The following is a 19,921-nucleotide window of genomic DNA, read 5'->3' on the forward strand; positions in this document are numbered from 1 at the left end:
GCCCGCGGGGCCGGGGCGCGGGGCGCAGCCCCGGTGGAGGCGCCACGGCCTCGGTTCCCGGAAGCCACGCGCCATTAACCGGGCATTAAGACGCGCTTGCGACGCTCACCCCCATGCACCCCGGACCGCGACAGCTCGCCGCCGATTCCGACGCGCCTGCAATGCCGCCCGCGCGGAAGAATGGAGTCATGAGCAACAAGCCCAGCTCCCGCGCCGCAAGCACCGAGGTTCCCGTCCAGCCCACCCAGACCCCGTCGCCCCTCACCGCGGCCTCGCTCGCCGCCTCGGCCACGGCCCGCCGGCTGGGCTCCATAGCCGCACACCGCCCCCACGTGGACATCGAGCCCGAGATCGACGCCGACCTCGACGCCTACGACGACAAGGACGGCAGCGGGGAGCTGCCCGCCGGCCGGTTCCTCGACCGGGAGCGCAGCTGGCTCGCGTTCAACGAGCGGGTCCTCGAACTCGCCGAGGACCCGGCCACCCCGCTCCTCGAACGGGCTAACTTCCTCGCCATCTTCGCGAGCAACCTGGACGAGTTCTTCATGGTCCGCGTGGCCGGCCTCAAGCGCCGCATCGCGACCGGCGTCGCGACCCGCTCCGCGTCCGGGCTGCAGCCCCGCGAGGTGCTCGACCTGATCTGGACCCGCTCGCGCGAGCTCATGGCCCGGCACGCCGCGTGCTACCAGCACGACGTCTCCCCGGCCCTCGCCGAGGAGGGCGTCGAGCTGATCCGCTGGCGCGACCTCACCGAGAAGGAGCAGGCGCGCCTCTTCACCCTGTTCCGCAACCGGATCTTCCCGGTGCTCACCCCGCTGGCCGTGGACCCCGCGCACCCCTTCCCGTACATCTCGGGCCTCTCGCTCAACCTCGCGGTCGTCGTCCGCAACCCCGTCAGCGGCCACCGGCACTTCGCCCGCGTCAAGGTCCCGCCGCTGCTCAACCGCTTCCTGGAGGCCTCCCCGCAGCGCTACGTCCCCCTCGAGGACGTCATCGCCGCGCACCTGGAGGAGCTCTTCCCCGGCATGGAGGTGCTCGGGCACCACATGTTCCGGGTGACCCGCAACGAGGACCTCGAGGTCGAGGAGGACGACGCCGAGAACCTGCTCCAGGCCCTGGAGAAGGAGCTCATGCGGCGCCGCTTCGGCCCGCCCGTCCGCCTGGAGGTCGAGGAGTCCATCGACCCCGGCATCCTCGACCTGCTGGTCCAGGAGCTGAAGATCTCCGCCGCCGAGGTCTACCCGCTGCCCGGCCCCCTCGACCTGACCGGCCTCTTCGGCATCGCGTCGCTGGACCGGCCCGAGCTGAAGTACCCGAAGTTCATCGCGGGCACCCACCGCGACCTCGCCGAGGTCGAGTCGGCGTCCGCGCCCGACATCTTCGCGGCCCTGCGCGAGCGGGACGTCCTGCTGCACCACCCGTACGACTCCTTCTCGACGTCCGTCCAGGCCTTCCTGGAGCAGGCGGCCGCCGACCCGGACGTCCTCGCGATCAAGCAGACGCTGTACCGGACCTCCGGCGACTCGCCGATCGTCGACGCCCTGATCGACGCGGCCGAGTCCGGCAAGCAGGTCCTCGTCCTCGTCGAGATCAAGGCCCGCTTCGACGAGCAGGCCAACATCAAGTGGGCGCGCAAGCTGGAGGAGGCCGGCTGCCACGTCGTCTACGGCCTGGTCGGCCTCAAGACGCACTGCAAGCTGTCGCTCGTCGTCCGCCAGGAGGGCGAGACGCTGCGCCGCTACAGCCACGTCGGCACCGGCAACTACCACCCCAAGACCGCCCGCCTGTACGAGGACCTCGGCCTGCTCACCGCCGACCCGCAGGTCGGCGCGGACCTCTCGGACCTCTTCAACCGGCTGTCGGGCTACTCGCGGCGCGAGACCTACCGCCGGCTGCTGGTCGCCCCGCGCTCGCTGCGCGACGGACTGATCTCGCGGATCAACAAGGAGGCCGCCCACCACCGGGCCGGCCGCCCCGCGTACGTCCGGCTCAAGATGAACTCGATCGTCGACGAGGCCGTGATCGACGCGCTCTACCGGGCCTCCCAGGCGGGCGTCCCGATCGACATCTGGGTGCGCGGCATCTGCGCCGTGCGCCCGGGCGTCACCGGACTCTCGGAGAACATCCGGGTCCGTTCGGTGCTGGGCCGCTTCCTGGAGCACTCCCGGGTCTTCGCCTTCGGCAACGGCGGCGAGCCCGAGGTCTGGATCGGCAGCGCCGACATGATGCACCGCAACCTCGACCGCCGCATCGAGGCCCTGGTCAGGGTGAGCGACCCGGCCCACCGCGCCGCCCTGGACGGGCTGCTGGAAACCGGTATGTCCGACTCCACCTCATCCTGGCACCTGGGCCCGGACGGCGAGTGGACCCGGCACAGCACGGACGCGGAGGGCCAGCCGCTGCGGCACGTACAGGAGATGCTCATAGACGCCCGGAGGCGCCGGCGTGGCTCAGCAAAACCATGACCTGACCGCTACCGCGGGTCACGTGCTCGGCACGTACCTGCGGTCCCAGGCCACCGCCTTCCTCCGTGGGCTCCGCCTGCACGAGGAGAGCGGCGCGGACGCGGTCGAGGGAAGTGAGGCGGCGCGCGCCCTGCGGGGGGCCGCGCGCCGGATCAGCGCTTCCCTGTCGACCTACCGCGCGGTCGCCGATTCGTCGTGGGCGGACGGCCTGCGCACCGAGCTGGTCTGGCTGTCGGCCACCCTGGCGGACGAACACGCGTACGCGGCGCGCCTGCGCCGGCTGCTGGACGCCCTGCACCGGCTGTCGGGCGCCCCGGAGCTGCCCGCGCAGCGCGGCGGCTCCGGGTCCCTGACCGTGGGCTCGGCGCGGGCGGGCGCCCTGCTGGAGCGCCAGCTCACGCTGGCCCGGACCCGCGCGCACTCGGCGACGCTCCAGGCCCTGGGGTCCTCGCGCTTCCACGCGGTGGCGGACGCGGTGGCGGTGCTCGCCTCGGAGGTCCCGCTGGACTCGATCGCGGCGGCCGGGCGGGTGGACAACGTCCTCGTCCCGCTGGCCGGGGTGTGCGAGACCCGGCTGACCGCCGCGGTGTCCTCGCTGCCGCTGTCGCGCGCCTCGCACCCGTACAACGCGGACGCGCTGATCGACGACTCCCACCAGGACGCGCCCTGGCACGAGGTACGCCGCCTGCTGCGCGCGCACCGCTACGCGCAGGAGGCCCTGGGCGCCGACGTGACCCGCCTCGCGGCGGCCGGCGAGGCCCTGGACCGGCACCGCGACGCGGCGGAGGCGGCGGCGGCCTCGGCCACGGCGGCGCGCACCCCGCGCATCGCCCCGGCGACGGCGTACGCCCTGGGCGTGCTGCACGCGGATCAGCGCCATGACGTGGAGGCCGCGCGCTTCGCGTTCCAGCAGATCTGGCTCCGCTCGCCGGCCGCCCTGCCCAGCGGCTGAGGCGCCGCCGCTGTGTCCGTTCCGTCCCTTCCGTCCCGCCCAGGGTGCCCCGCCGTTCCGGCCGGGCACCCTGTCCGCTTCCGCCACCGGGACACCCGACCGGCGAAATCCAGCCAACTCCCGGTCCGGGGTCCGGGGCGCCGCCCGCCCTCGCCGACGGCGCACGCCCGTCCCATAACGGGCGCATAACGGAGGCTTACGCCCGCGCGCACCAGGGCATCCGCGCACCATGCCGTCCGCCATGGTTCACCGTCCGTTCACTCACCCCGGTCGGCCACTTCACCTGTCCTGCCTAATTTCGGCAGTGCACGGTGCGAGTCGCGGGCTGATTGACGCGCGCTGCACCCGCATCCGACGTAGTCCTCTTCGCACGCCGCCCCGAAACACAGAAAGCGGCCGGCGGCTCCTGGAAGGAACACCCGAAAGTGAAGCTTCAGCGCAAGAACCGGCTTCGTGCCTCCGCCCTCGGGGCCCTCGTCGTGTCCGGCGCCCTGGTCCTCACGGCGTGCGGCTCGGACGACAACACCAAGGACACCGGCTCCGGCACCAAGCAGCCGTCCGCCGCCGCCGGTGACATCAAGTGCGACGACGCGAAGGGCAAGCTGCTCGCGTCCGGCTCCTCCGCGCAGAAGAACGCGGTCGACCTGTGGATCAAGAACTACATGGCCGCCTGCTCCGGCGTCGAGGTCAACTACAAGTCCTCCTCCTCCGGTGAGGGCATCGTGGCCTTCAACCAGGGCACCGTCGGGTTCGCCGGCTCCGACTCGGCGCTGAAGCCGGAGCAGGTCGAGGACTCCAAGAAGATCTGCACCGGTGGCCAGGGCATCAACCTGCCCATGGTCGGCGGCCCGGTCGCCATCGGCTTCAACGTCAACGGTGTCGACAAGCTCACCCTCGACGCCCCCACCCTCGCCGCGATCTTCAACGACAAGATCAAGAAGTGGGACGACGAGGCCATCAAGAAGCTGAACCCGGGCGCCAGCCTGCCCCCCACCGCCATCCAGGCCTTCCACCGCTCCGAGGACTCGGGCACCACCGAGAACCTGGGCAAGTACCTCAAGGCCACCGCCGGTGACGCGTGGACCTACGAGGCCGCCAAGAAGTGGCCCGCCCCGGGTGGCCAGGCCGCGTCCGGCTCCGCCGGTGTCGCCGCGCAGGTCAAGCAGGTCGACGGCGCGATCGGTTACTTCGAGCTCTCCTACGCCAGCTCGCAGGGCATCAAGACGGTCGACATCAACACCGGTGCCGCCGCCCCGGTCGCCGCGACCTCCGAGAACGCCTCGAAGGCCATCGCCGCCGCCAAGGTCGCGGGCACCGGCTCCGACCTGGCCCTCAAGCTGGACTACGCCACCAAGGCCGAGGGTGCCTACCCGATCGTCCTGGTGACCTACGAGGTCGTCTGCGACAAGGGCAACAAGCCCGAGACGCTCGCCGCCGTCAAGTCCTTCCTGGGCTACACCGCGGGCGACGCGGGCCAGAAGATCCTCTCCGAGAACGGCTACGCCCCGATCCCGGCCGAGATCAACAAGAAGGTCCGCGAGGTCGTCGCCGGCCTGCAGTAGAACCCGCAACAGGTAACGACCCCGGGTGCCGATCCGCTCCCGTCCGATCGGATCGGCACCCGGGTGTCCTCCCCCTCCGGGGGGATCCGGTGCACCGCCGCCAGGGGGCACGGCCCCCACACAGACCGGAAAGAACATGGCTTCCACCACACCCACCCAGATAGACCAGGCTCCGCCTGTCTCCGGGCGCAAGACCACCACCGGCCGCGCCGGTGACAAGGTCTTTTCCGGGCTCTCCAAGGGCTCCGGCATCCTGCTCCTGGTGATCATGGCGTCGATCGCCGCCTTCCTCACCTACCGGGCCTCGATCGCGCTGTCGAAGAACGAGGGCAACTTCCTCACCACCTTCGACTGGAACGCGTCGGCCAACCCCCCTGTCTTCGGCATCGCCGTCCTGCTCTTCGGCACCGTCGTCAGCTCGATCATCGCGATGGTCATCGCGGTCCCGGTCGCTGTCGGCATCGCCCTCTTCATCTCCCACTACGCGCCGCGCAAGCTCGCCGCCCCCCTCGCGTACGTCGTGGACCTGCTGGCGGCCGTGCCGTCGATCATCTACGGCATCTGGGGCGCGCTCTTCCTCGTGCCCTACATGGGCGGCCTGAACCTCTGGCTCGACGAGTACATGGGCTGGACCTACGTCTTCGACAAGACGCAGATCGGCGTCGCGCGTTCGCTCTTCACCGTCGGCGTGCTGCTGGCCATCATGATCCTGCCGATCGTGACCAGCGTCAGCCGCGAGGTCTTCCTCCAGGTCCCGCGCATGAACGAGGAGGCCGCCCTGGCCCTCGGCGCGACCCGCTGGGAGGTCATCAAGATGTCGGTGCTGCCCTTCGGCCGCTCCGGCGTCATCTCCGCCTCGATGCTCGGCCTCGGCCGCGCGCTCGGCGAGACCATGGCCGTGGCCACGGTCCTGTCCCCGAGCTTCCTGATCTCGCTGCACGTGCTGGACCCGGGTGGCGGCACCTTCGCGCAGAACATCGCCGCGAAGTTCGACGAGGCCAACGAGTTCGGCCGTGACGCGCTGATCGCCTCCGGTCTCGTCCTCTTCCTGCTCACCCTGCTGGTCAACGGCGCCGCTCGCATGATCATCGCGCGCCGCAAGGAGTACTCGGGGGCGAACGCCTGATGAGCCACGCAATCCAGGACCCGCGCCCCGCTCGGCCGCGCAAGTCCGCCGCTCCCGACAGCCTCACCCGCGGCGGTCTCCCCCGCTGGGCCCCGGCCGGTATCGCGGTCGTCTCCGTCGCCCTCGGCGTCGGCATCGGCGCCGTCGCCGGTCTGCAGAGCAAGGTCCAGTGGGGCCTGATCGCCGCCCTGCTGTTCGTCCTCATCACGTACACCGCCAGCTCGGTGATCGAGAACCGCCGCCAGGCCAAGGACCGCGTCGCGACCTCGGTCGTCTGGGTCTGCTTCATCCTCGCGGTCATCCCGCTGCTGTCCCTGATCTGGGTCACGGTCAGCCGCGGCCTCAAGGTCCTCGACGGCTACTTCCTCAGCCACTCGATGAAGGGCGTCGCCGGCTTCGAGCCCGGCGGCGGTGTCTACCACGCGCTGCTCGGCACCATCGAGCAGGTCCTGCTCGCCACCGCCATCGCCGCCCCGATCGGCCTGCTGACCGCCGTCTACCTGGTCGAGTACGGCCGGGGCACCCTGGCCAAGGCCGTCACCTTCTTCGTCGACGTCATGACCGGCATCCCCTCCATCGTCGCGGGTCTGTTCATCCTGACGACCTGGAACCTGATGCTCGGCTTCGGTCCCTCCGGCTTCGCCGGCGCCATGGCCCTCGCGATCCTGATGATGCCCGTCGTGGTCCGCTCCACCGAGGAGATGCTCAAGCTCGTCCCGAACGAGCTGCGCGAGGCCTCCCTCGCCCTCGGCGTGCCGAAGTGGCGCACGATCCTGAAGGTCGTGCTCCCGACCGCCATCGGCGGTATCTCCACCGGTGTGATGCTGGCCGTGGCCCGTATCGCCGGTGAGACCGCGCCGATCATGCTGCTGGTCTTCGGTTCCCAGCTGATCAACGACAACCCCTTCGAAGGCGCACAGTCCTCGCTCCCCCTCTACATCTGGGAGCAGTACAAGGTCGGCAGTGCGGACTCCTACGACCGGGCCTGGGCCGCCGCCCTCGTCCTGATCGCCTTCGTCATGATCCTCAACCTGGTGGCCCGCGGCATCGCCCGCTGGAAGGCCCCGAAGACCGGTCGCTGACCGCGGCCAACGGAAAGAAGCTGATTCACATGGCCAAGCGCATCGACGTTTCCGGTCTCTCCGCCTTCTACGGCACCCACAAGGCCATCGACGACATCTCCATGACCGTCGAGCCCCGCTCCGTGACGGCCTTCATCGGCCCGTCCGGCTGCGGCAAGTCCACCTTCCTGCGCACCCTGAACCGCATGCACGAGGTCACCCCCGGTGGCCGCGTCGAGGGCAAGGTGCTGCTGGACGACGAGAACCTGTACGGCGCCGGCGTCGACCCGGTGGCCGTGCGCCGCACGGTCGGCATGGTCTTCCAGCGCCCGAACCCCTTCCCCACCATGTCGATCTTCGACAACGTGGCGGCGGGCCTGCGCCTGAACGGCAAGTTCAAGAAGAGCGAGCTCGAGGTCATCGTCGAGCGCTCCCTCAAGGGCGCCAACCTGTGGAACGAGGTCAAGGACCGCCTGAACAAGCCCGGCTCGGGCCTGTCCGGCGGCCAGCAGCAGCGTCTGTGCATCGCCCGCGCCATCGCGGTCGAGCCGCAGGTCCTGCTGATGGACGAGCCCTGCTCGGCCCTGGACCCGATCTCCACGCTCGCGATCGAGGACCTGATCGGTGAGCTCAAGGAGCAGTTCACGATCGTCATCGTGACGCACAACATGCAGCAGGCCGCCCGTGTCTCGGACCGCACGGCCTTCTTCAACCTCTCGGCCGTCGGTCAGCCCGGCAAGCTCATCGAGATCGACGACACGGAGCGGATCTTCTCCAACCCGTCCGTCCAGGCCACCGAGGACTACATCTCGGGCCGCTTCGGCTAGAGACGTCCAGACGTCCTGCGGTGCTGCATGGCGGTGCCACCGCAAGGCGAAAGGGCCCGGCTCCCCCTGGGTGGGGGGAGCCGGGCCCGCTTTCGTTTCCGCCCGCGCGCCGTCGGCAGCACGCGTCAGACGAACGCCAGGTTCACGATCCAGAAGCACAACGCCGCGACCAGCGCCGCCGCCGGCATCGTGATGAACCAGCCGAGGATGATGTTCTTGGCGACGCCCCAGCGGACCGCGTTGACCCGCTTGGTCGCGCCCACGCCCATGATCGCCGAGGTGATCACGTGGGTCGTGGAGATCGGCGCGTGGAAGAAGAACGCCGAGCCGAACATGATCGAGGCGCCGGTGGTCTCCGCCGCGAAGCCCTGCGGCGGGTCCAGTTCGATGATCTTGCGGCCCAGGGTGCGCATGATGCGCCAGCCGCCCGCGTACGTGCCCAGCGAGAGCATCACGGCGCACGCGATCTTGACCCACACCGGGATCGGGTCGCCGGCGTCCTCGACATCGGCGATGACCAGGGCCATCACCACGATGCCCATGGTCTTCTGGGCGTCCTGGAGACCGTGCCCGAGCGCCATGCCCGCCGCCGAGACGGTCTGCGCGATCCGGAAGCCGCGCTTGGCCTTGTGCGGGTTGGCCCGCCGGAAGATCCACAGGATGACGACCATCACCAGGTAGCCGACGAGGAGACCGACGAGCGGCGAGAGGAACATCGGGATGATGATCTTGTCGACGACCCCGCTCCAGATGACCGCCGTCCCGCCGGCCAGCGCCGCGCCGACCATGCCGCCGAAGAGCGCGTGCGAGGAGGACGAGGGCAGCCCGAAGTACCAGGTGATCAGGTTCCAGACGATCGCGCCGACGAGCGCGGAGAACAGGATCCACATGCCGCGGGTGCCGTGGGGCGTCTCGATGAGACCCTCACTGACCGTCTTGGCGACCCCGCTGCCCAGGAAGGCACCGGCCAGGTTCATCACGGCGGCCATGGCCAGGGCCGCGCGCGGGGTCAGCGCCCGCGTGGAGACCGAGGTCGCGATGGCGTTGGCGGAGTCGTGGAAGCCGTTGGTGTACGTGAAGCCGAGCGCGACACCGATGGTCACGACCAGCGCAAAGGTGTCCACGAGGTTCAGGACTCCTTGACCGCGATGGTCTCCACCGTGTTCGCGACGTGCTCGAACGCGTCGGCGGCCTCTTCGAGCACGTCGACGACCTGCTTGAGCTTGAGCACCTCGATGGCGTCGTACTTGCCGTTGAAGAGGTGGGCGAGCAGCTTGCGGTGGATCTGGTCGGCCTGGTTCTCGAGACGGTTGACCTCGATCCAGTACTCGGTGAGGTTGTCCATCGTGCGCAGGTGCGGCATGGCCTCGGCGGTCAGCTCGGCCGCCCGGGCCAGGACCTCGATCTGCTGCTCGACGCCCTTGGGGAGTTCCTCGATGTTGTAGAGGACGACCAGGTCGACGGCCTCCTCCATGAAGTCCATGATGTCGTCGAGCGACGAGGCCAGGGAGTAGATGTCCTCGCGGTCGAACGGTGTGATGAAGGAGGAGTTCAGCTGGTGGAAGATCGCGTGGGTCGCGTCGTCCCCCGCGTGCTCCGCCGCCCGCATCCGTTCCGCGATCTCGGCCCGGCCGGACGCGTCCGCCCCGAGCAGTTCCATCAGGAGCTTGGAGCCCGTGACGATGTTGTCCGCGGATGCGGCGAACATGTCGTAGAAGCTCGTCTCCCTGGGGGTCAGACGAAATCGCACGTGAGGTCCTCGGGGTGCATTCGGATTCGGTCAGGCTGATGCTAGGCGCATCGTCCGGCCACGGCTAACCGGCGGTTCACCAGTGTCCTCCATCGTCAGGCAGAGTGGGCGGAACGGGCCCCTGTGCCTTCTGCCAGGGCCCAGTACCCTATACCCATGAGGGGTATGCATCCCTCGATCCGGACCACGGGAGCACGCATGACGACCACCGAGGCGGAGCCCACCGGCCACGCGCAGGGCGAAGGCGCCGTGCACGGCTATCACCACCAGAAGGACGAGCACCTCAAGCGGCTGCGCCGGATCGAGGGCCAGATCCGCGGGCTGCAACGGCTCGTCGCCGAGGACGTGTACTGCATCGACATACTCACCCAGGTCTCGGCCAGCACGAAGGCGCTGCAGTCCTTCGCGCTCCAGCTGCTGGAGGAGCACCTGCGGCACTGTGTCGCCACCGCGGCCGTCGAGAGCGCCGCTCAGGGCGACGGCAAGGGCGGGGCGGAGATCGATACCAAGGTCGAGGAAGCGACGAAGGCCATCGCCCGCCTGCTGCGGACCTGAGCCCGGCGGTGCCGTCCGGGGCGTCGGATCAGCCGACGCCCAGCAGGACCTCGTCGATCCGGTCCTGGCTGAGCCGCTCCTCGTCCGCGGCGGAGGCCGCGATGATCAGCTCGCCGCACAGCTCGATCTCGGCGAGGGCCACGCAGTCCTGCACCGTCATACCGACCGCGGGAGTCACGAAGGTCACCTCTTTCTGCCGACCTCAATCGCCGTCGGGGTCTCAGCCTAGGGAGGCCGGGGCGCTGTGCGCATGACACGGATGGACCATTTCCGGATACCGGGCATGGCCCGATCGCGCTGTCCTTCCCGCCGCCCCGGTCAGTCCGCGATCTTTCCTGCGTAAATGTCCCCGCCGGCCGGCAGCACGACGGTCACCGGTGTGCCGAAGCCGTAGAGCAGGGTGGTCGAGGAGACGTCGATCTCCCCCTTGTTCACATAGCTGAAGCGGTGCCGCACCTTGCGCAGCCGCCCCTCCTCGTCGAGATAGGCGTCGAACGGCACGGTGTCCGTGCTGAACCCTTTCGCCGCCGCCTGCAGGGCGCCCCTGGCGTCCGGAGAGGCCCTGAGCGCGGCCCGCCCGATGTCGGTGGTGCCGCGGTAGTGGCGGACCTTCGTCCCCGCCAGCTCCGTCTCGCCGACGTACGTCACCTCCTGCGCGCCGCGCAGCAGCTCGGCGGCGACGACCGGGTCGGTGGCGCCGCCGGTGACCAGGTTCCCGTCGCCGAGGGTGGTCGTATCGACGCGGACCCACTTGTCGGCGGGCACGCCCGCGCCCCGGTTCTTCATGTAGAGGGCGCCGGGTGTCAGCAGCTCGGTGATGGGGCGGTGGCCGGGCCTGCCGGTGACGTCGGCGGGCAGCATGACCAGGAGCTGTCCCATCCGGCTCCGGAAGTTCACGCCGCCCTCGCCGCGGATGGTGACCCGGGTTCCGCCGGTGGCCATCTCCATCGCCGTCCGGGCCCGCGCGCTGCCGGACCGCGCGAGTACGTCGGCCGCCCCGCGCACGGCCGCGGTCCCGTCGGCGGGCGGCTTGCCGTCCGTACCGCCGCCACCGCATCCGGAGACCGCCGCCAGGGCCAGGGCCGCGGCCGCCGCACCCGCGCGCCCGTCCCGCAGCCTGTGCTGGTGCACCACCATCGCCTGCCAACCCCCAACACATGACCGCTGCTTGCCCGAGGCCCCCACCCGCTCCGGTTAACGAGGGGCGGGGTTCCCCGTCACGGGGATACCGCGCGGGTGGCGGTACCGTGGAACGGTGGACAAGCACCCTCCGGAGCATTCCGCTCCGTCGCTCGCGGCCCTCCCGCCCCCGTGCCCTGCCGACCACCTCACCCGCACCGCCGAACGCGGCGCCTTCGCCCTGGCCGAATGCAGCTGCGGCTGGCGCGGCCCGGCCCGCCGCTCCCGTGACCTCGCCCGCAGAGACGCCGACGGCCACAGCGCCTAGGTGTTCCATAACCCGTGCGGCCCACCCCGGTGGCCGGATCCGTGCAGGGTCGATGACCTGTACGTATGCCAGGACGAGCCGTATCCCGCGCCGCCCTTCTCGGGGCGGCCCTGCTCCTGACGCTGGTCCCGGCCGGCCCCGCCATGGCGCAACCGGTCGGGACGGCGGACGGCCCGGCGGACGTGGCCCTGGCCATCGGGGCGACCACGGCCGCGTCCGTGGCCACCGGCCTGTGGCTGCGCCACCGCTACCGGCAGGAGGACGCCGCGCCGGAACGCCGCAAGGGCGGCGACCGCTGAGCCGGCCCCGCCCGGCGGCGGTCCGGTTCTGCTTCGCGGTCTCGCTGCTGTGCCTGCTGGCGGCGGTCCTGCTGGTGGTGCGGGACGCGTACGGCCACGGCTGAGGGCCGAGCTGAGGAGCGGGGCCGAGGAGCGGAACTGAGTAGCGGAGCTGAGTATCCGCGCCCAGGCGGACCGGGCGCGGACGGCCGTAGCCTCGGCCCCATGACCCACGATCACGCAACGCTGCGGCCGGCCGGCACCGGGGCGCTGGTCAGCGGCGCCGTCGCCATCACCCTGCTCGGCCTGGCGTTCCTGCTGCCCCGGATGGGCTTCGTGATGGGGCTGGTGGCGGCACCGGCGGCGCTGGTGCCGGCCCTGTGGTCGGTGGTGGAGTCCCTGTTCGCCCGGCGCCGGGTGCGCAGGGGCGAGGAGGCGGCCTCCGTGCGGCTGCGGGCCGGGTTCGCGCTGGGGTCGCTCGCCCTGGCCGCGGTGCTCGCGCTGATCGGCTGGGCGGTGTGGTCCCTGGAGCACGCCGTCCGCTAGTGCCGTGGCCGGGGTCAGGCCGCCAGGTCGTTCTCGCGGGGCAGGGTGCCCGGCGGGGTCTGGGACTGCGGCAGGTCCAGCGGACGGGCCGTCACCGGGCCGCGGGCCCGCACCAGCCACCCCGCGCGCGGCGACCGGGCGACCGCCAGGGCCATCGGCGTGAGCAGCGCCATCGCGGCGGGCGCCAGCAGCAGGACGACCGCCGTGCCCAGGGCGAAGCCGCCGACGACGTCGGTGGGGTAGTGCACGCCCATGAACACCCGGAAGAGGCCCTCGACGAGGGCGAGGCCGATACCGGCCAGGCCGATCCTGCGGTCGGCGATGAAAAGGCCGACGCCGAGCGCCATGGTGAGCGTGGCGTGGTCGCTGACGAAGGAGAAGTCGGTCTTGCCGGGGGCCAGGACCTCAAGCCCCTCGTGCCGCAGGAACGGGCGCGGCCTGCCCACGAATTCGCGCAGCGGGATGTTCACGAGGAGCGCGATCCCGGCCGCCAGCGGGGCCCACACCAGCGCCGCGAACGACTCGGCGGCGCCGGCCTCGTCCTGCCTGCGGGCCCCGCGCCAGCACCACAGCACCAGCAGCACCATCGCGAGCGGGAGTCCGTACTCCCCGACGAGGCCCACGATCCGGTCGGCCCAGTCCGGGGTCCGCCGGGTCAGGCCGTTGATGTCGTACAGCAGGCTGACGTCCACGTTCGGCCCACCGCTCGTGAGTCCAGCCATGGTGATTGCGGCCCCTTGCCTTGCTTCGGTCCCCTGCGGGCGCACGTCGGTGTGCGCCCCTCCGGCCCCCCGGATGATCATCCTCGCTGCCCATGGAACGCGCGTTCTGGCGGATACGTTCCGCTCTCCACCGAATGATCACGGCAACGTTATCGAAGAGTGACTCATCGTCGCAGCTCAGGGCCTTTGCCTCACGGAGAGTTGCCATCCGCGGGGCGCGAAGGGAGCGCCTGCGCACCGTCCTTGGTCACCCGGGTCGCGCCGAAGTAGTCCGGGGTGTCGATCCGGTCGAAGCGGATCACGGCGCCGGTGTACGGGGCGTTGATCATGTAACCGCCGCCGACGTACAGGCCCACGTGGCGGATCTCCCGAGAATTCGTCAGATCGTCGGAGAAGAAGACCAGATCACCGGGGAGCAGCTCCGAACGGGACGGGTGCGGGCCCGCGTTGTACTGGTCGTTCGCCACCCGCGGCAGCTCGATGCCCACCGTCTCGTACGCCGCCTTGGTCAGCCCCGAGCAGTCGAAGCGCCCGCCCTGGTCGGCCGTACCGTTGCCGCCCCACAGGTACGGCTTGCCGAGCTGCTTCTGCGCGAAGTAGATGGCGCCGGCGGCCTGCTGGGAGGGGGCCACCCGGCCCACCGGCCGCGCGAAGCTCTGCGCGAGCGTGGTGATGGCCTTCACGTAGCCCTGGGTCTCGCTGTACGGCGGCACGCCCTGGTACTTGATGACCGCGTACGCCCCCGCGTTGTAGGCGGCGAGCATGTTCTTCGTCGGGTCCCCGGGCACGCCCTTGACGTCCTTGGCCAGCTCGCAGTCGTACGAAGCGGCCGACGGGATGGCGTCGTTGGGGTCCCAGATGTCCCGGTCCCCGTCCCCGTCGCCGTCGATGCCGTGACCTGCCCAGGTGCCCGGGATGAACTGGGCGATACCGCGCGCGTCGGCCGGGCTGACCGCCCTGGGGTTCCAGCCGCTCTCCGAGTAGAGCTGGGCGGCCAGCAGCGCCGGGTTGATGGCGGGGCAGAGATTGCCCCACTTCTCGACGAGCGGCTGGTACTTCGCGGGCACCGCTCCCTTGGTGAGCCCTATGGCGCCGGCGCCCGGAGCGGTACCGCCCACGATGCTCGCCGCGGCCGCGTACGTACCGACCACGAGCAGCACGAGGAAGCTCAGGGCCGCCCCGATTCCGATCCCGCTTGCCATCCAGAACTTGCGCACCCGTCAACCCTCCCCCATCGGAACCCCCTTCAGGGGCGTTTCCCGTCGGCCGTGCCGACTACCCCACCCGGAAGCCGGAACAGTCGATGCTCCCGTACCGGTTGGGGTCATCCTCGACGTGGTAGACGACGACCGTCCAGTCCCCCGGGTCGGCGGCGAGCGGGATCGCGTCCCAGGAGCGCCCGGCCAGGTGGTGCCGGAAGTCGTCGGGATAGGTCAGCTCGACGAAGCCGCCGGTGCGCCACTCCCGGTGGACGTCGACGGGCCTGCTCGTGTAGCCGACGGACCGGTTGGGCGCTCCGGGGAAGGGCTTGCCGCTGTCGAGCAGGATGTCATCGGGCGCCTTGACCGCCACGGACACGTGGTACGGCTGCGGCGCCGCGCCGGAGGCCTCCGCGAGCTCGACGCGCACGCTGATCCTCGCGGTGGTGCCGTCGGAGGTGATCGAGGTCTGCACGCCGGCGCCGGGCGCCGTCCGCTCGGGCGGCAGATTGCACCGGCCGTGCCCGGACGCGGCGCGCGCCGGGTCCGGGTCCCGGGTCCAGCGGTAGTCGGAGAGCCGGTTGTTCTCCAGGTACGCCGCCGGCGGCCGGCCGGAGGCGGCGGCGCCGGGGGCCGCGGCTCCCGGCGGCGCGGCTCCGGGCGTCGCGGCTCCCGGCGGCGCGGCTCCGGGCGTCGCGGCTCCCGGACCCGCGGTTCCCGGCGTGTCCGTCGGTCCGGCCGCGGGGCCGGCCTGCGCGCCCCCGTCCCGGGCCGTTCCCTTCACCAGCGGCAGCAGCTGCCAGGCGCCGACGGAGAGCGCGAGCGTCCCCGCGACCCCGGCGGCCACCCACGCGGTACGGCGCCCCGCGCGCCCGCCGGGCGGTGCGTACCGCGGGGACGGGTACCCGGGCGGCGGGTACCCGGGCGGCGGGTACCCGGGCGGTCCGCCGGGACCGACGCCGGGACCGGGACCGGGGCCGGGCGGGGGCGGGGCCACCGGGCCCGGGCCCTGGGTGCGCCGCTCGTGCAGCGGCACCGTGGGCACCGCGTCACCAAGGCTGCCCAGGGCGGCGTACGCCGGGTCCTCCACCAGCGGCTCGCGGACCCCGCAGCGGCGGATCACCTCCCGCGGATCCGGGCGCGCGGCCGGGTCCTTGGCGACGCAGTCCTCGATCAGCGCGGCCAGCTCCGGCTCGATCCCGGCGACGTCCACCGGCTCGTGCACCGTCCGGTAGCCGACGGTGGCGGCCGCGCCGTCACCGAACGGCGGCCGGCCCGTGGCCGCGTACACCAGGGCCGCGCCCAGCCCGAAGACGTCCGCCGCCGGGCCGGCCGCCCCGCCGAGCAGCACCTCGGGCGCGGTGTAACCGGGCGTACCGGGCGCCGCGCCGGGCCCGGTGAGCGCGGTCGAGCCGGCGCCCCGCGCGATCCCGAAGTCGATGAGCTGCGGGCCCTGCGCGCCGAGGATGACGTTCGCGGGCTTGACGTCGCGGTGCGTGACCCCGTAGCCGTGCACGCTCGCCAGCCCCTCCGCCAGCGCCGCGGCCAGCCGGCGGCAGGTCGCGGCGGGCAGCGGGCCGCGGTGCGCCACCGCGCGGGCGAGCGTCGGCCCGGCCACGTACTCGGTGGCCAGCCAGTACGGCGTCGCGGCGAGCTGGGCGTCGATCAGGTTCGCGGTGTACGCCGAGCGCACCGCCCGTACCGTCTCCGCCTCGCGCCGGAAGCGGGCCAGCGCCTCCGGATGCCCGACGGCCTCCTCGCGCACCACCTTGACCGCCACCAGCCGCCCGCCCGGCGAGCGCGCCAGGTACACCTGTCCCATGCCTCCGGCGCCGAGCCGGGCGAGCAGCACGTGCGCGCCGAGGTGCGCGGGATCGGTGTCCTTCAGGGCCTCCACCCGGAGGAGCCTGCCACACCGATTCCACAGCTCGGGACGGGGGTTGGGGCAGCGCGGCGCAGGTCAGCGCGGGGCGACGTACAGGCTCTGCGCGCTGCGCCCGATGGGCCCCTTCTCGTCGTGGAGGCGGGCGTCGGCGAGGCCGATGCCCGCCGGGTCGACGCTGGTACGGGCCTCCACGCAGGCCCATTCACCGGCCGGGTGGCGGTGGAGATGCACCGTCAGGTCGCTGTTGATGAAGAGGTACCGGGAGATGTCCAGGACGGCGCTGATGCCGTTGCCGGAATCAGCGGCGATCAGGACCCGGTCCAGCGGGCGGACCGGCTCGTCCGCGACCAGCGGCACCTTCATCCGCATCCAGCACGTGCCGGGGCCGGGCTCCAGGAACGCGCCGTGGGTGAAGCGGGTCTCCATGGCGGTGTGGTAGCCGACCTCCCACGGCACGGGGAAGAACGGCGTCACCGCGACCTCACCGGGAGAGGGCAGCCCGGGTGCCTCCAGGACGGCCGGTACGGCTTCGCCTGCGACCCGTACGCGCAGGGCGCGCGCCAGCATCACGGGGCCGCCGGCGCCCTCGGGGGTCAGGGCCGCCTCGACCACCTCGGTGCTGCGCCCGGCGCGCAGCACGGTGGTGGTGATCTCCAGGGCGCCGATGGGCACCGGACGCAGGATCTCGTACGTGATCCGGGCCAGCCGCATGTCGTCGCGCGCGCCGGGCCGCTCCTCGACGGCGCGGCCCAGCAGCGCGGCGGGCGGGCCGGCGTGCTGTGCCTCGGGGTCCCAGGGGCCGCGGGTGTGCTCGCGGGCCAGGAACCGCCCGGTGTCCGTACGCTCGTAGAACCCCTCACCGGAAGCCATGCCCCTCACGCTACCCACAGGTAACCTCCGGCACCAGCCCTCCGCACGGGCTCAGCGGGCGAAGCCCAGGCTCACCCCGAGCCCCACCAGCACCGAACCGATGACCCGGTTGAGGGTCTTCTGCGCCTTGAGCATCCGCTCGCGCAGCCGGGTGCCGGAGAAGAACAGGGCGACCGCACCGAACCACGCCAGGTGTGCCACCGACATGAACAGCCCGTACCCGGCCTGCTGCCACACCGGGGTGCCCGGGTTGACCACCTGGGTGAAGGTGGAGACCACGAACAGCGTCGTCTTGGGGTTGAGGACGTTGGTCAGGAACCCCGAGCGCAGCGCCCCCGGCGCCGTGAGCTGCGGCTTCGACTCCAGGTCCACGGTCAGCTCGGCGCGGGCCCGGAAGGTACGGATGCCGATCCAGACCAGGTACGCCGCGCCCGCCAGCTTGATCACGGTGAACAGCGTGGTGGAGGAGGCGATCAGCAGCCCGACCCCGAGCATCGTGTACGAGACGTGCACCAGCACGCCCGCCGCGACGCCGGCCGCGGCGAACAGTCCGGTGGTGCGCCCGTAGAGGTAGCTGTTGCGGACGACCATCGCGAAATCGGCGCCGGGACTGATCACGGCGAGGACGGTGATGAGGGCGACTGCGATCACTTCTGTCATGCGTGGATGCTCACCCGACTCCCCTTCCTGATCAAGGCCGTCCGGAATGCGGACACTTGGGCCGGCCGCCGGAGCCGGGCCGGACGCCGAGGAGGTCGACGGCGCGTGGTGGACCGCCCTGCGGATACGGCCGGAGCCGCCCGAACGGTGACAATGGACCCGTGTCCCGCACTCGCCCCGCCACAGACCGCACCAACGGCCGCCCCGCCCGCCGCCCGAACCGCAACCAGGACCCGTCCCGGAACCCGCCGCGGAACCCGTCCCCGGCCCAGGACCCGGCGGCCCAGGACCCGGCGGTCCAGGACCCGGCGGCCCCGGACCCGGCGGTGCGCCACGCCGCCCTGAAGGCCGACTGCGCGAACTGCTTCGCGCTGTGCTGCGTGGCCCTGCCCTTCGCCCGGTCCGCCGACTTCGCCGTCGACAAGGCTGCGGGCACCCCCTGCACCAACCTCCAGCAGGACTTCCGGTGCGGGATCCACACCCGGCTGCGCGACTCCGGCTTCCCCGGCTGCACCGTCTTCGACTGCTTCGGCGCGGGCCAGCAGGTCTCCCAGGTCACCTTCGGCGGCCGCGACTGGCGGGCGCACCCGGAGACCCGGCAGCAGATGTTCGAGGTCTTCCCCGTCCAGCGCCAGCTGCACGAGCTGCTCTTCTACGTCACCGAGGCCCTCACCCTGCCGGCCGCCCGCCCCGTCCACGCCGGGCTGCGCCGCGCGCTGGCCGAGACCGAGCGGCTGGTGGCCGCCGACGCCGCCGCACTGGCCGCGGCCGACGTCGGCGCCCTGCGTCAGGGCATCAACACCCTGCTGCTCGAGACCAGCGAGCTGGTGCGCGCCCAGGTCCCCGGCAAGAAGAAGAACCACCGGGGCGCCGACCTGATGGGCGCCCGGCTGGCCGGCGCCCGCCTCGCGGGCGCCAACCTGCGCGGCGCCTACCTGATCGCCGCCGACCTGTCCCGGGCCGACCTGCGCACCGCCGACCTGATCGGCGCCGACTTCCGCGACGCCGACCTGGCCGGGGCGGACCTCACCGGCGCCATCTTCCTCACCCAGGCCCAGCTGAACGCGGCCCGCGGCGACGCGGCCACCCGGATCCCGCCCGGCCTGGACCGCCCGGCACACTGGCCGGCGTAACCCGGCGGCGCACCGGACTCAGCCCCGCGCCGACAGCTCCGAGAGCTCCGACAGCACACCCCCTGCCCCCGTCCCCGCCCCCGTCCCCGCCCCCGTCCCCGCCTCAACCACGGCCCGTACCAGCTCCGGCCGCCGCGCGCAGGCCGACCGGGCGGCCGCGAGCGCGTCCGGTCCCTGCGCCAGCACCACGGCCGGCCCGAGCATCAGGCGCTCCAGGACACCCGTCACGTCCTCGGCCCGGGCACCGTCCGCCAGGGTGATCACCCGCCACCCCGGGCCCGGGTCGACGGCCTGCCCGCCCAGCACCAGCAGCGGCTCCCCCGGACCGCCGTGGTCGGCGAACGCCACGCGCCGCCCGTCCGGCCCGACCGTGCCGGGGAACGGCCCCAGCCGCTCGATGACCCGCTGCCGCAGCACCTGGTACTGCGTCCAGCGCCGCGGCCGCCGGTCGGTGGGACGCTCGACGACCCGCTCCCGCGTGATCGTCTCCCCGCGCCGGAACTGCTCGCGCGTCAGGTCGACGGGTATCCCGCCGGGCAGCACGTTCCAGCAGTGGTAGCCCTCCTGGCGGCCCTCGTGGAAGACCTCACCCACCATCAGCTCCCCGCCCAGCAGGTCGTGGACGACCAGGGCCGTGATGTCGCACTGCCCCCAGGCCGGATTGCCGGGCGTCCAGGCGATCCTCGTGATGTCCGTCGGCTCGCAGGTGTCGGCGGACCAGGACGCCCGCAGAGCGGTCTCAAGGTCGGCGAGGGTCCACGGTGTTGTCGTCATGGCACCAGCGTGCCGGACCCCACTGACAGCACCCGGCGCGCGCGGACACCTGTGCGCCCCCCATACGCCGAGACGGCATTCATTGCCCGGGGTCATCCCGCGTGATACA

At 72.1% G+C, this 19,921-nt stretch carries 21 protein-coding genes; 11 read left to right on the top strand and 10 right to left on the bottom strand.

Annotation, left to right across the window (positions count from 1 at the left end; translation table 11 throughout):
* Positions 1 to 188: 188 nt before the first annotated feature.
* The 6 genes from ACZ6KO_RS31440 to pstB all read left to right on the top strand — a co-directional run bounded on the left by ACZ6KO_RS31440 (position 189) and on the right by pstB (position 7,993).
* A complete protein-coding gene (locus tag ACZ6KO_RS31440; RefSeq protein WP_469307376.1) occupies positions 189 to 2,465 on the top strand; it encodes an RNA degradosome polyphosphate kinase in 2,277 nt (758 codons plus the stop codon).
* Entirely contained in the window at positions 2,446 to 3,417 is a 972-nt protein-coding gene (locus tag ACZ6KO_RS31445; protein WP_469307377.1) for a CHAD domain-containing protein, read from the top strand. The genes ACZ6KO_RS31440 and ACZ6KO_RS31445 overlap by 20 nt, the downstream gene beginning before the upstream one ends.
* Positions 3,418 to 3,842: 425 nt before the next feature.
* Positions 3,843 to 4,979 (top strand): phosphate ABC transporter substrate-binding protein PstS, encoded by a 1,137-nt coding sequence (gene pstS, locus ACZ6KO_RS31450; RefSeq protein ID WP_469307378.1) that lies wholly within the window; start codon positions 3,843 to 3,845, stop codon positions 4,977 to 4,979.
* 136 nt (positions 4,980 to 5,115) lie between these two features.
* Positions 5,116 to 6,105 carry a phosphate ABC transporter permease subunit PstC gene (gene pstC, locus ACZ6KO_RS31455; RefSeq protein ID WP_469307379.1) on the top strand — a complete coding sequence of 330 codons (990 nt, stop codon included), beginning with the start codon at positions 5,116 to 5,118 and terminating at the stop codon, positions 6,103 to 6,105.
* Entirely contained in the window at positions 6,105 to 7,187 is a 1,083-nt protein-coding gene (pstA, locus tag ACZ6KO_RS31460; RefSeq protein WP_469307380.1) for a phosphate ABC transporter permease PstA, read from the top strand. Before pstC ends, pstA begins: the two co-directional genes overlap by 1 nt.
* 29 nt (positions 7,188 to 7,216) lie before the next feature.
* The gene (gene pstB / locus ACZ6KO_RS31465) at positions 7,217 to 7,993 is read left to right on the top strand and encodes a phosphate ABC transporter ATP-binding protein PstB (RefSeq protein WP_401453850.1); all 777 of its coding nucleotides are present in this window, start codon (positions 7,217 to 7,219) and stop codon (positions 7,991 to 7,993) included.
* Between the two features lie 125 nt (positions 7,994 to 8,118).
* Here pstB and ACZ6KO_RS31470 read toward each other — a convergent pair whose 3' ends face one another.
* Positions 8,119 to 9,117 carry an inorganic phosphate transporter gene (locus ACZ6KO_RS31470; protein WP_469307381.1) on the bottom strand — a complete coding sequence of 333 codons (999 nt, stop codon included), beginning with the start codon at positions 9,115 to 9,117 and terminating at the stop codon, positions 8,119 to 8,121.
* A gap of 5 nt (positions 9,118 to 9,122) precedes the next feature.
* On the bottom strand, positions 9,123 to 9,743 hold the full coding sequence (locus tag ACZ6KO_RS31475) for a DUF47 domain-containing protein (protein ID WP_469307382.1): 621 nt from the start codon (positions 9,741 to 9,743) through the stop codon (positions 9,123 to 9,125).
* 198 nt (positions 9,744 to 9,941) lie between these two features.
* On the opposite strand from ACZ6KO_RS31475, the gene ACZ6KO_RS31480 reads away from it, so the two are divergent.
* On the top strand, positions 9,942 to 10,298 hold the full coding sequence (locus tag ACZ6KO_RS31480) for a metal-sensitive transcriptional regulator (protein ID WP_469307383.1): 357 nt from the start codon (positions 9,942 to 9,944) through the stop codon (positions 10,296 to 10,298).
* Between the two features lie 28 nt (positions 10,299 to 10,326).
* Here the strand turns inward: ACZ6KO_RS31480 and ACZ6KO_RS31485 are convergent, their stop codons facing one another.
* Positions 10,327 to 10,476, bottom strand: coding sequence for a hypothetical protein (locus tag ACZ6KO_RS31485; protein WP_401453879.1), 150 nt, complete (start codon positions 10,474 to 10,476; stop codon positions 10,327 to 10,329).
* 140 nt (positions 10,477 to 10,616) lie between these two features.
* On the bottom strand, positions 10,617 to 11,435 hold the full coding sequence (locus ACZ6KO_RS31490; protein ID WP_469307384.1) for an SCO4651 family lipoprotein: 819 nt from the start codon (positions 11,433 to 11,435) through the stop codon (positions 10,617 to 10,619).
* Positions 11,436 to 11,553: 118 nt separating this feature from the next.
* On the opposite strand from ACZ6KO_RS31490, the gene ACZ6KO_RS31495 reads away from it, so the two are divergent.
* The 3 genes from ACZ6KO_RS31495 to ACZ6KO_RS31505 all read left to right on the top strand — a co-directional run bounded on the left by ACZ6KO_RS31495 (position 11,554) and on the right by ACZ6KO_RS31505 (position 12,569).
* On the top strand, positions 11,554 to 11,745 hold the full coding sequence (locus ACZ6KO_RS31495) for a hypothetical protein (RefSeq protein WP_469307385.1): 192 nt from the start codon (positions 11,554 to 11,556) through the stop codon (positions 11,743 to 11,745).
* Positions 11,746 to 11,810: 65 nt separating this feature from the next.
* A complete protein-coding gene (locus tag ACZ6KO_RS31500; protein WP_469307386.1) occupies positions 11,811 to 12,044 on the top strand; it encodes a hypothetical protein in 234 nt (77 codons plus the stop codon).
* 204 nt (positions 12,045 to 12,248) lie between these two features.
* Positions 12,249 to 12,569 (top strand): hypothetical protein, encoded by a 321-nt coding sequence (locus ACZ6KO_RS31505; RefSeq protein ID WP_469307387.1) that lies wholly within the window; start codon positions 12,249 to 12,251, stop codon positions 12,567 to 12,569.
* Positions 12,570 to 12,583: 14 nt separating this feature from the next.
* On the opposite strand, the gene ACZ6KO_RS31510 is transcribed toward ACZ6KO_RS31505, so the two are convergent.
* The 5 genes from ACZ6KO_RS31510 to ACZ6KO_RS31530 form a co-directional block, all read right to left on the bottom strand.
* Positions 12,584 to 13,291, bottom strand: a complete 708-nt coding sequence (locus ACZ6KO_RS31510) for a phosphatase PAP2 family protein (protein WP_469307388.1) — start codon at positions 13,289 to 13,291, stop codon at positions 12,584 to 12,586.
* Between the two features lie 191 nt (positions 13,292 to 13,482).
* The gene (locus ACZ6KO_RS31515) at positions 13,483 to 14,493 is read right to left on the bottom strand and encodes a C40 family peptidase (RefSeq protein WP_469307389.1); all 1,011 of its coding nucleotides are present in this window, start codon (positions 14,491 to 14,493) and stop codon (positions 13,483 to 13,485) included.
* 73 nt (positions 14,494 to 14,566) lie between these two features.
* Positions 14,567 to 16,387: a serine/threonine-protein kinase gene (locus ACZ6KO_RS31520; protein ID WP_469307390.1), complete on the bottom strand. Its 1,821-nt coding sequence runs from the start codon at positions 16,385 to 16,387 to the stop codon at positions 14,567 to 14,569.
* Positions 16,388 to 16,450: 63 nt separating this feature from the next.
* Positions 16,451 to 17,245: a thioesterase family protein gene (locus ACZ6KO_RS31525; RefSeq protein WP_469307391.1), complete on the bottom strand. Its 795-nt coding sequence runs from the start codon at positions 17,243 to 17,245 to the stop codon at positions 16,451 to 16,453.
* Positions 17,246 to 17,296: 51 nt separating this feature from the next.
* On the bottom strand, positions 17,297 to 17,905 hold the full coding sequence (locus ACZ6KO_RS31530; RefSeq protein ID WP_469307392.1) for a LysE family translocator: 609 nt from the start codon (positions 17,903 to 17,905) through the stop codon (positions 17,297 to 17,299).
* Between the two features lie 326 nt (positions 17,906 to 18,231).
* Here ACZ6KO_RS31530 and ACZ6KO_RS31535 point away from each other — a divergent pair, with 326 nt between their 5' ends.
* Positions 18,232 to 19,038 carry a pentapeptide repeat-containing protein gene (locus tag ACZ6KO_RS31535; protein WP_469307408.1) on the top strand — a complete coding sequence of 269 codons (807 nt, stop codon included), beginning with the start codon at positions 18,232 to 18,234 and terminating at the stop codon, positions 19,036 to 19,038.
* A gap of 18 nt (positions 19,039 to 19,056) precedes the next feature.
* On the opposite strand, the gene ACZ6KO_RS31540 is transcribed toward ACZ6KO_RS31535, so the two are convergent.
* Entirely contained in the window at positions 19,057 to 19,812 is a 756-nt protein-coding gene (locus tag ACZ6KO_RS31540; protein WP_469307393.1) for a YunG family protein, read from the bottom strand.
* Positions 19,813 to 19,921 lie beyond the last annotated feature (109 nt).

The organism is Streptomyces sp. NPDC042102, from assembly GCF_055582305.1.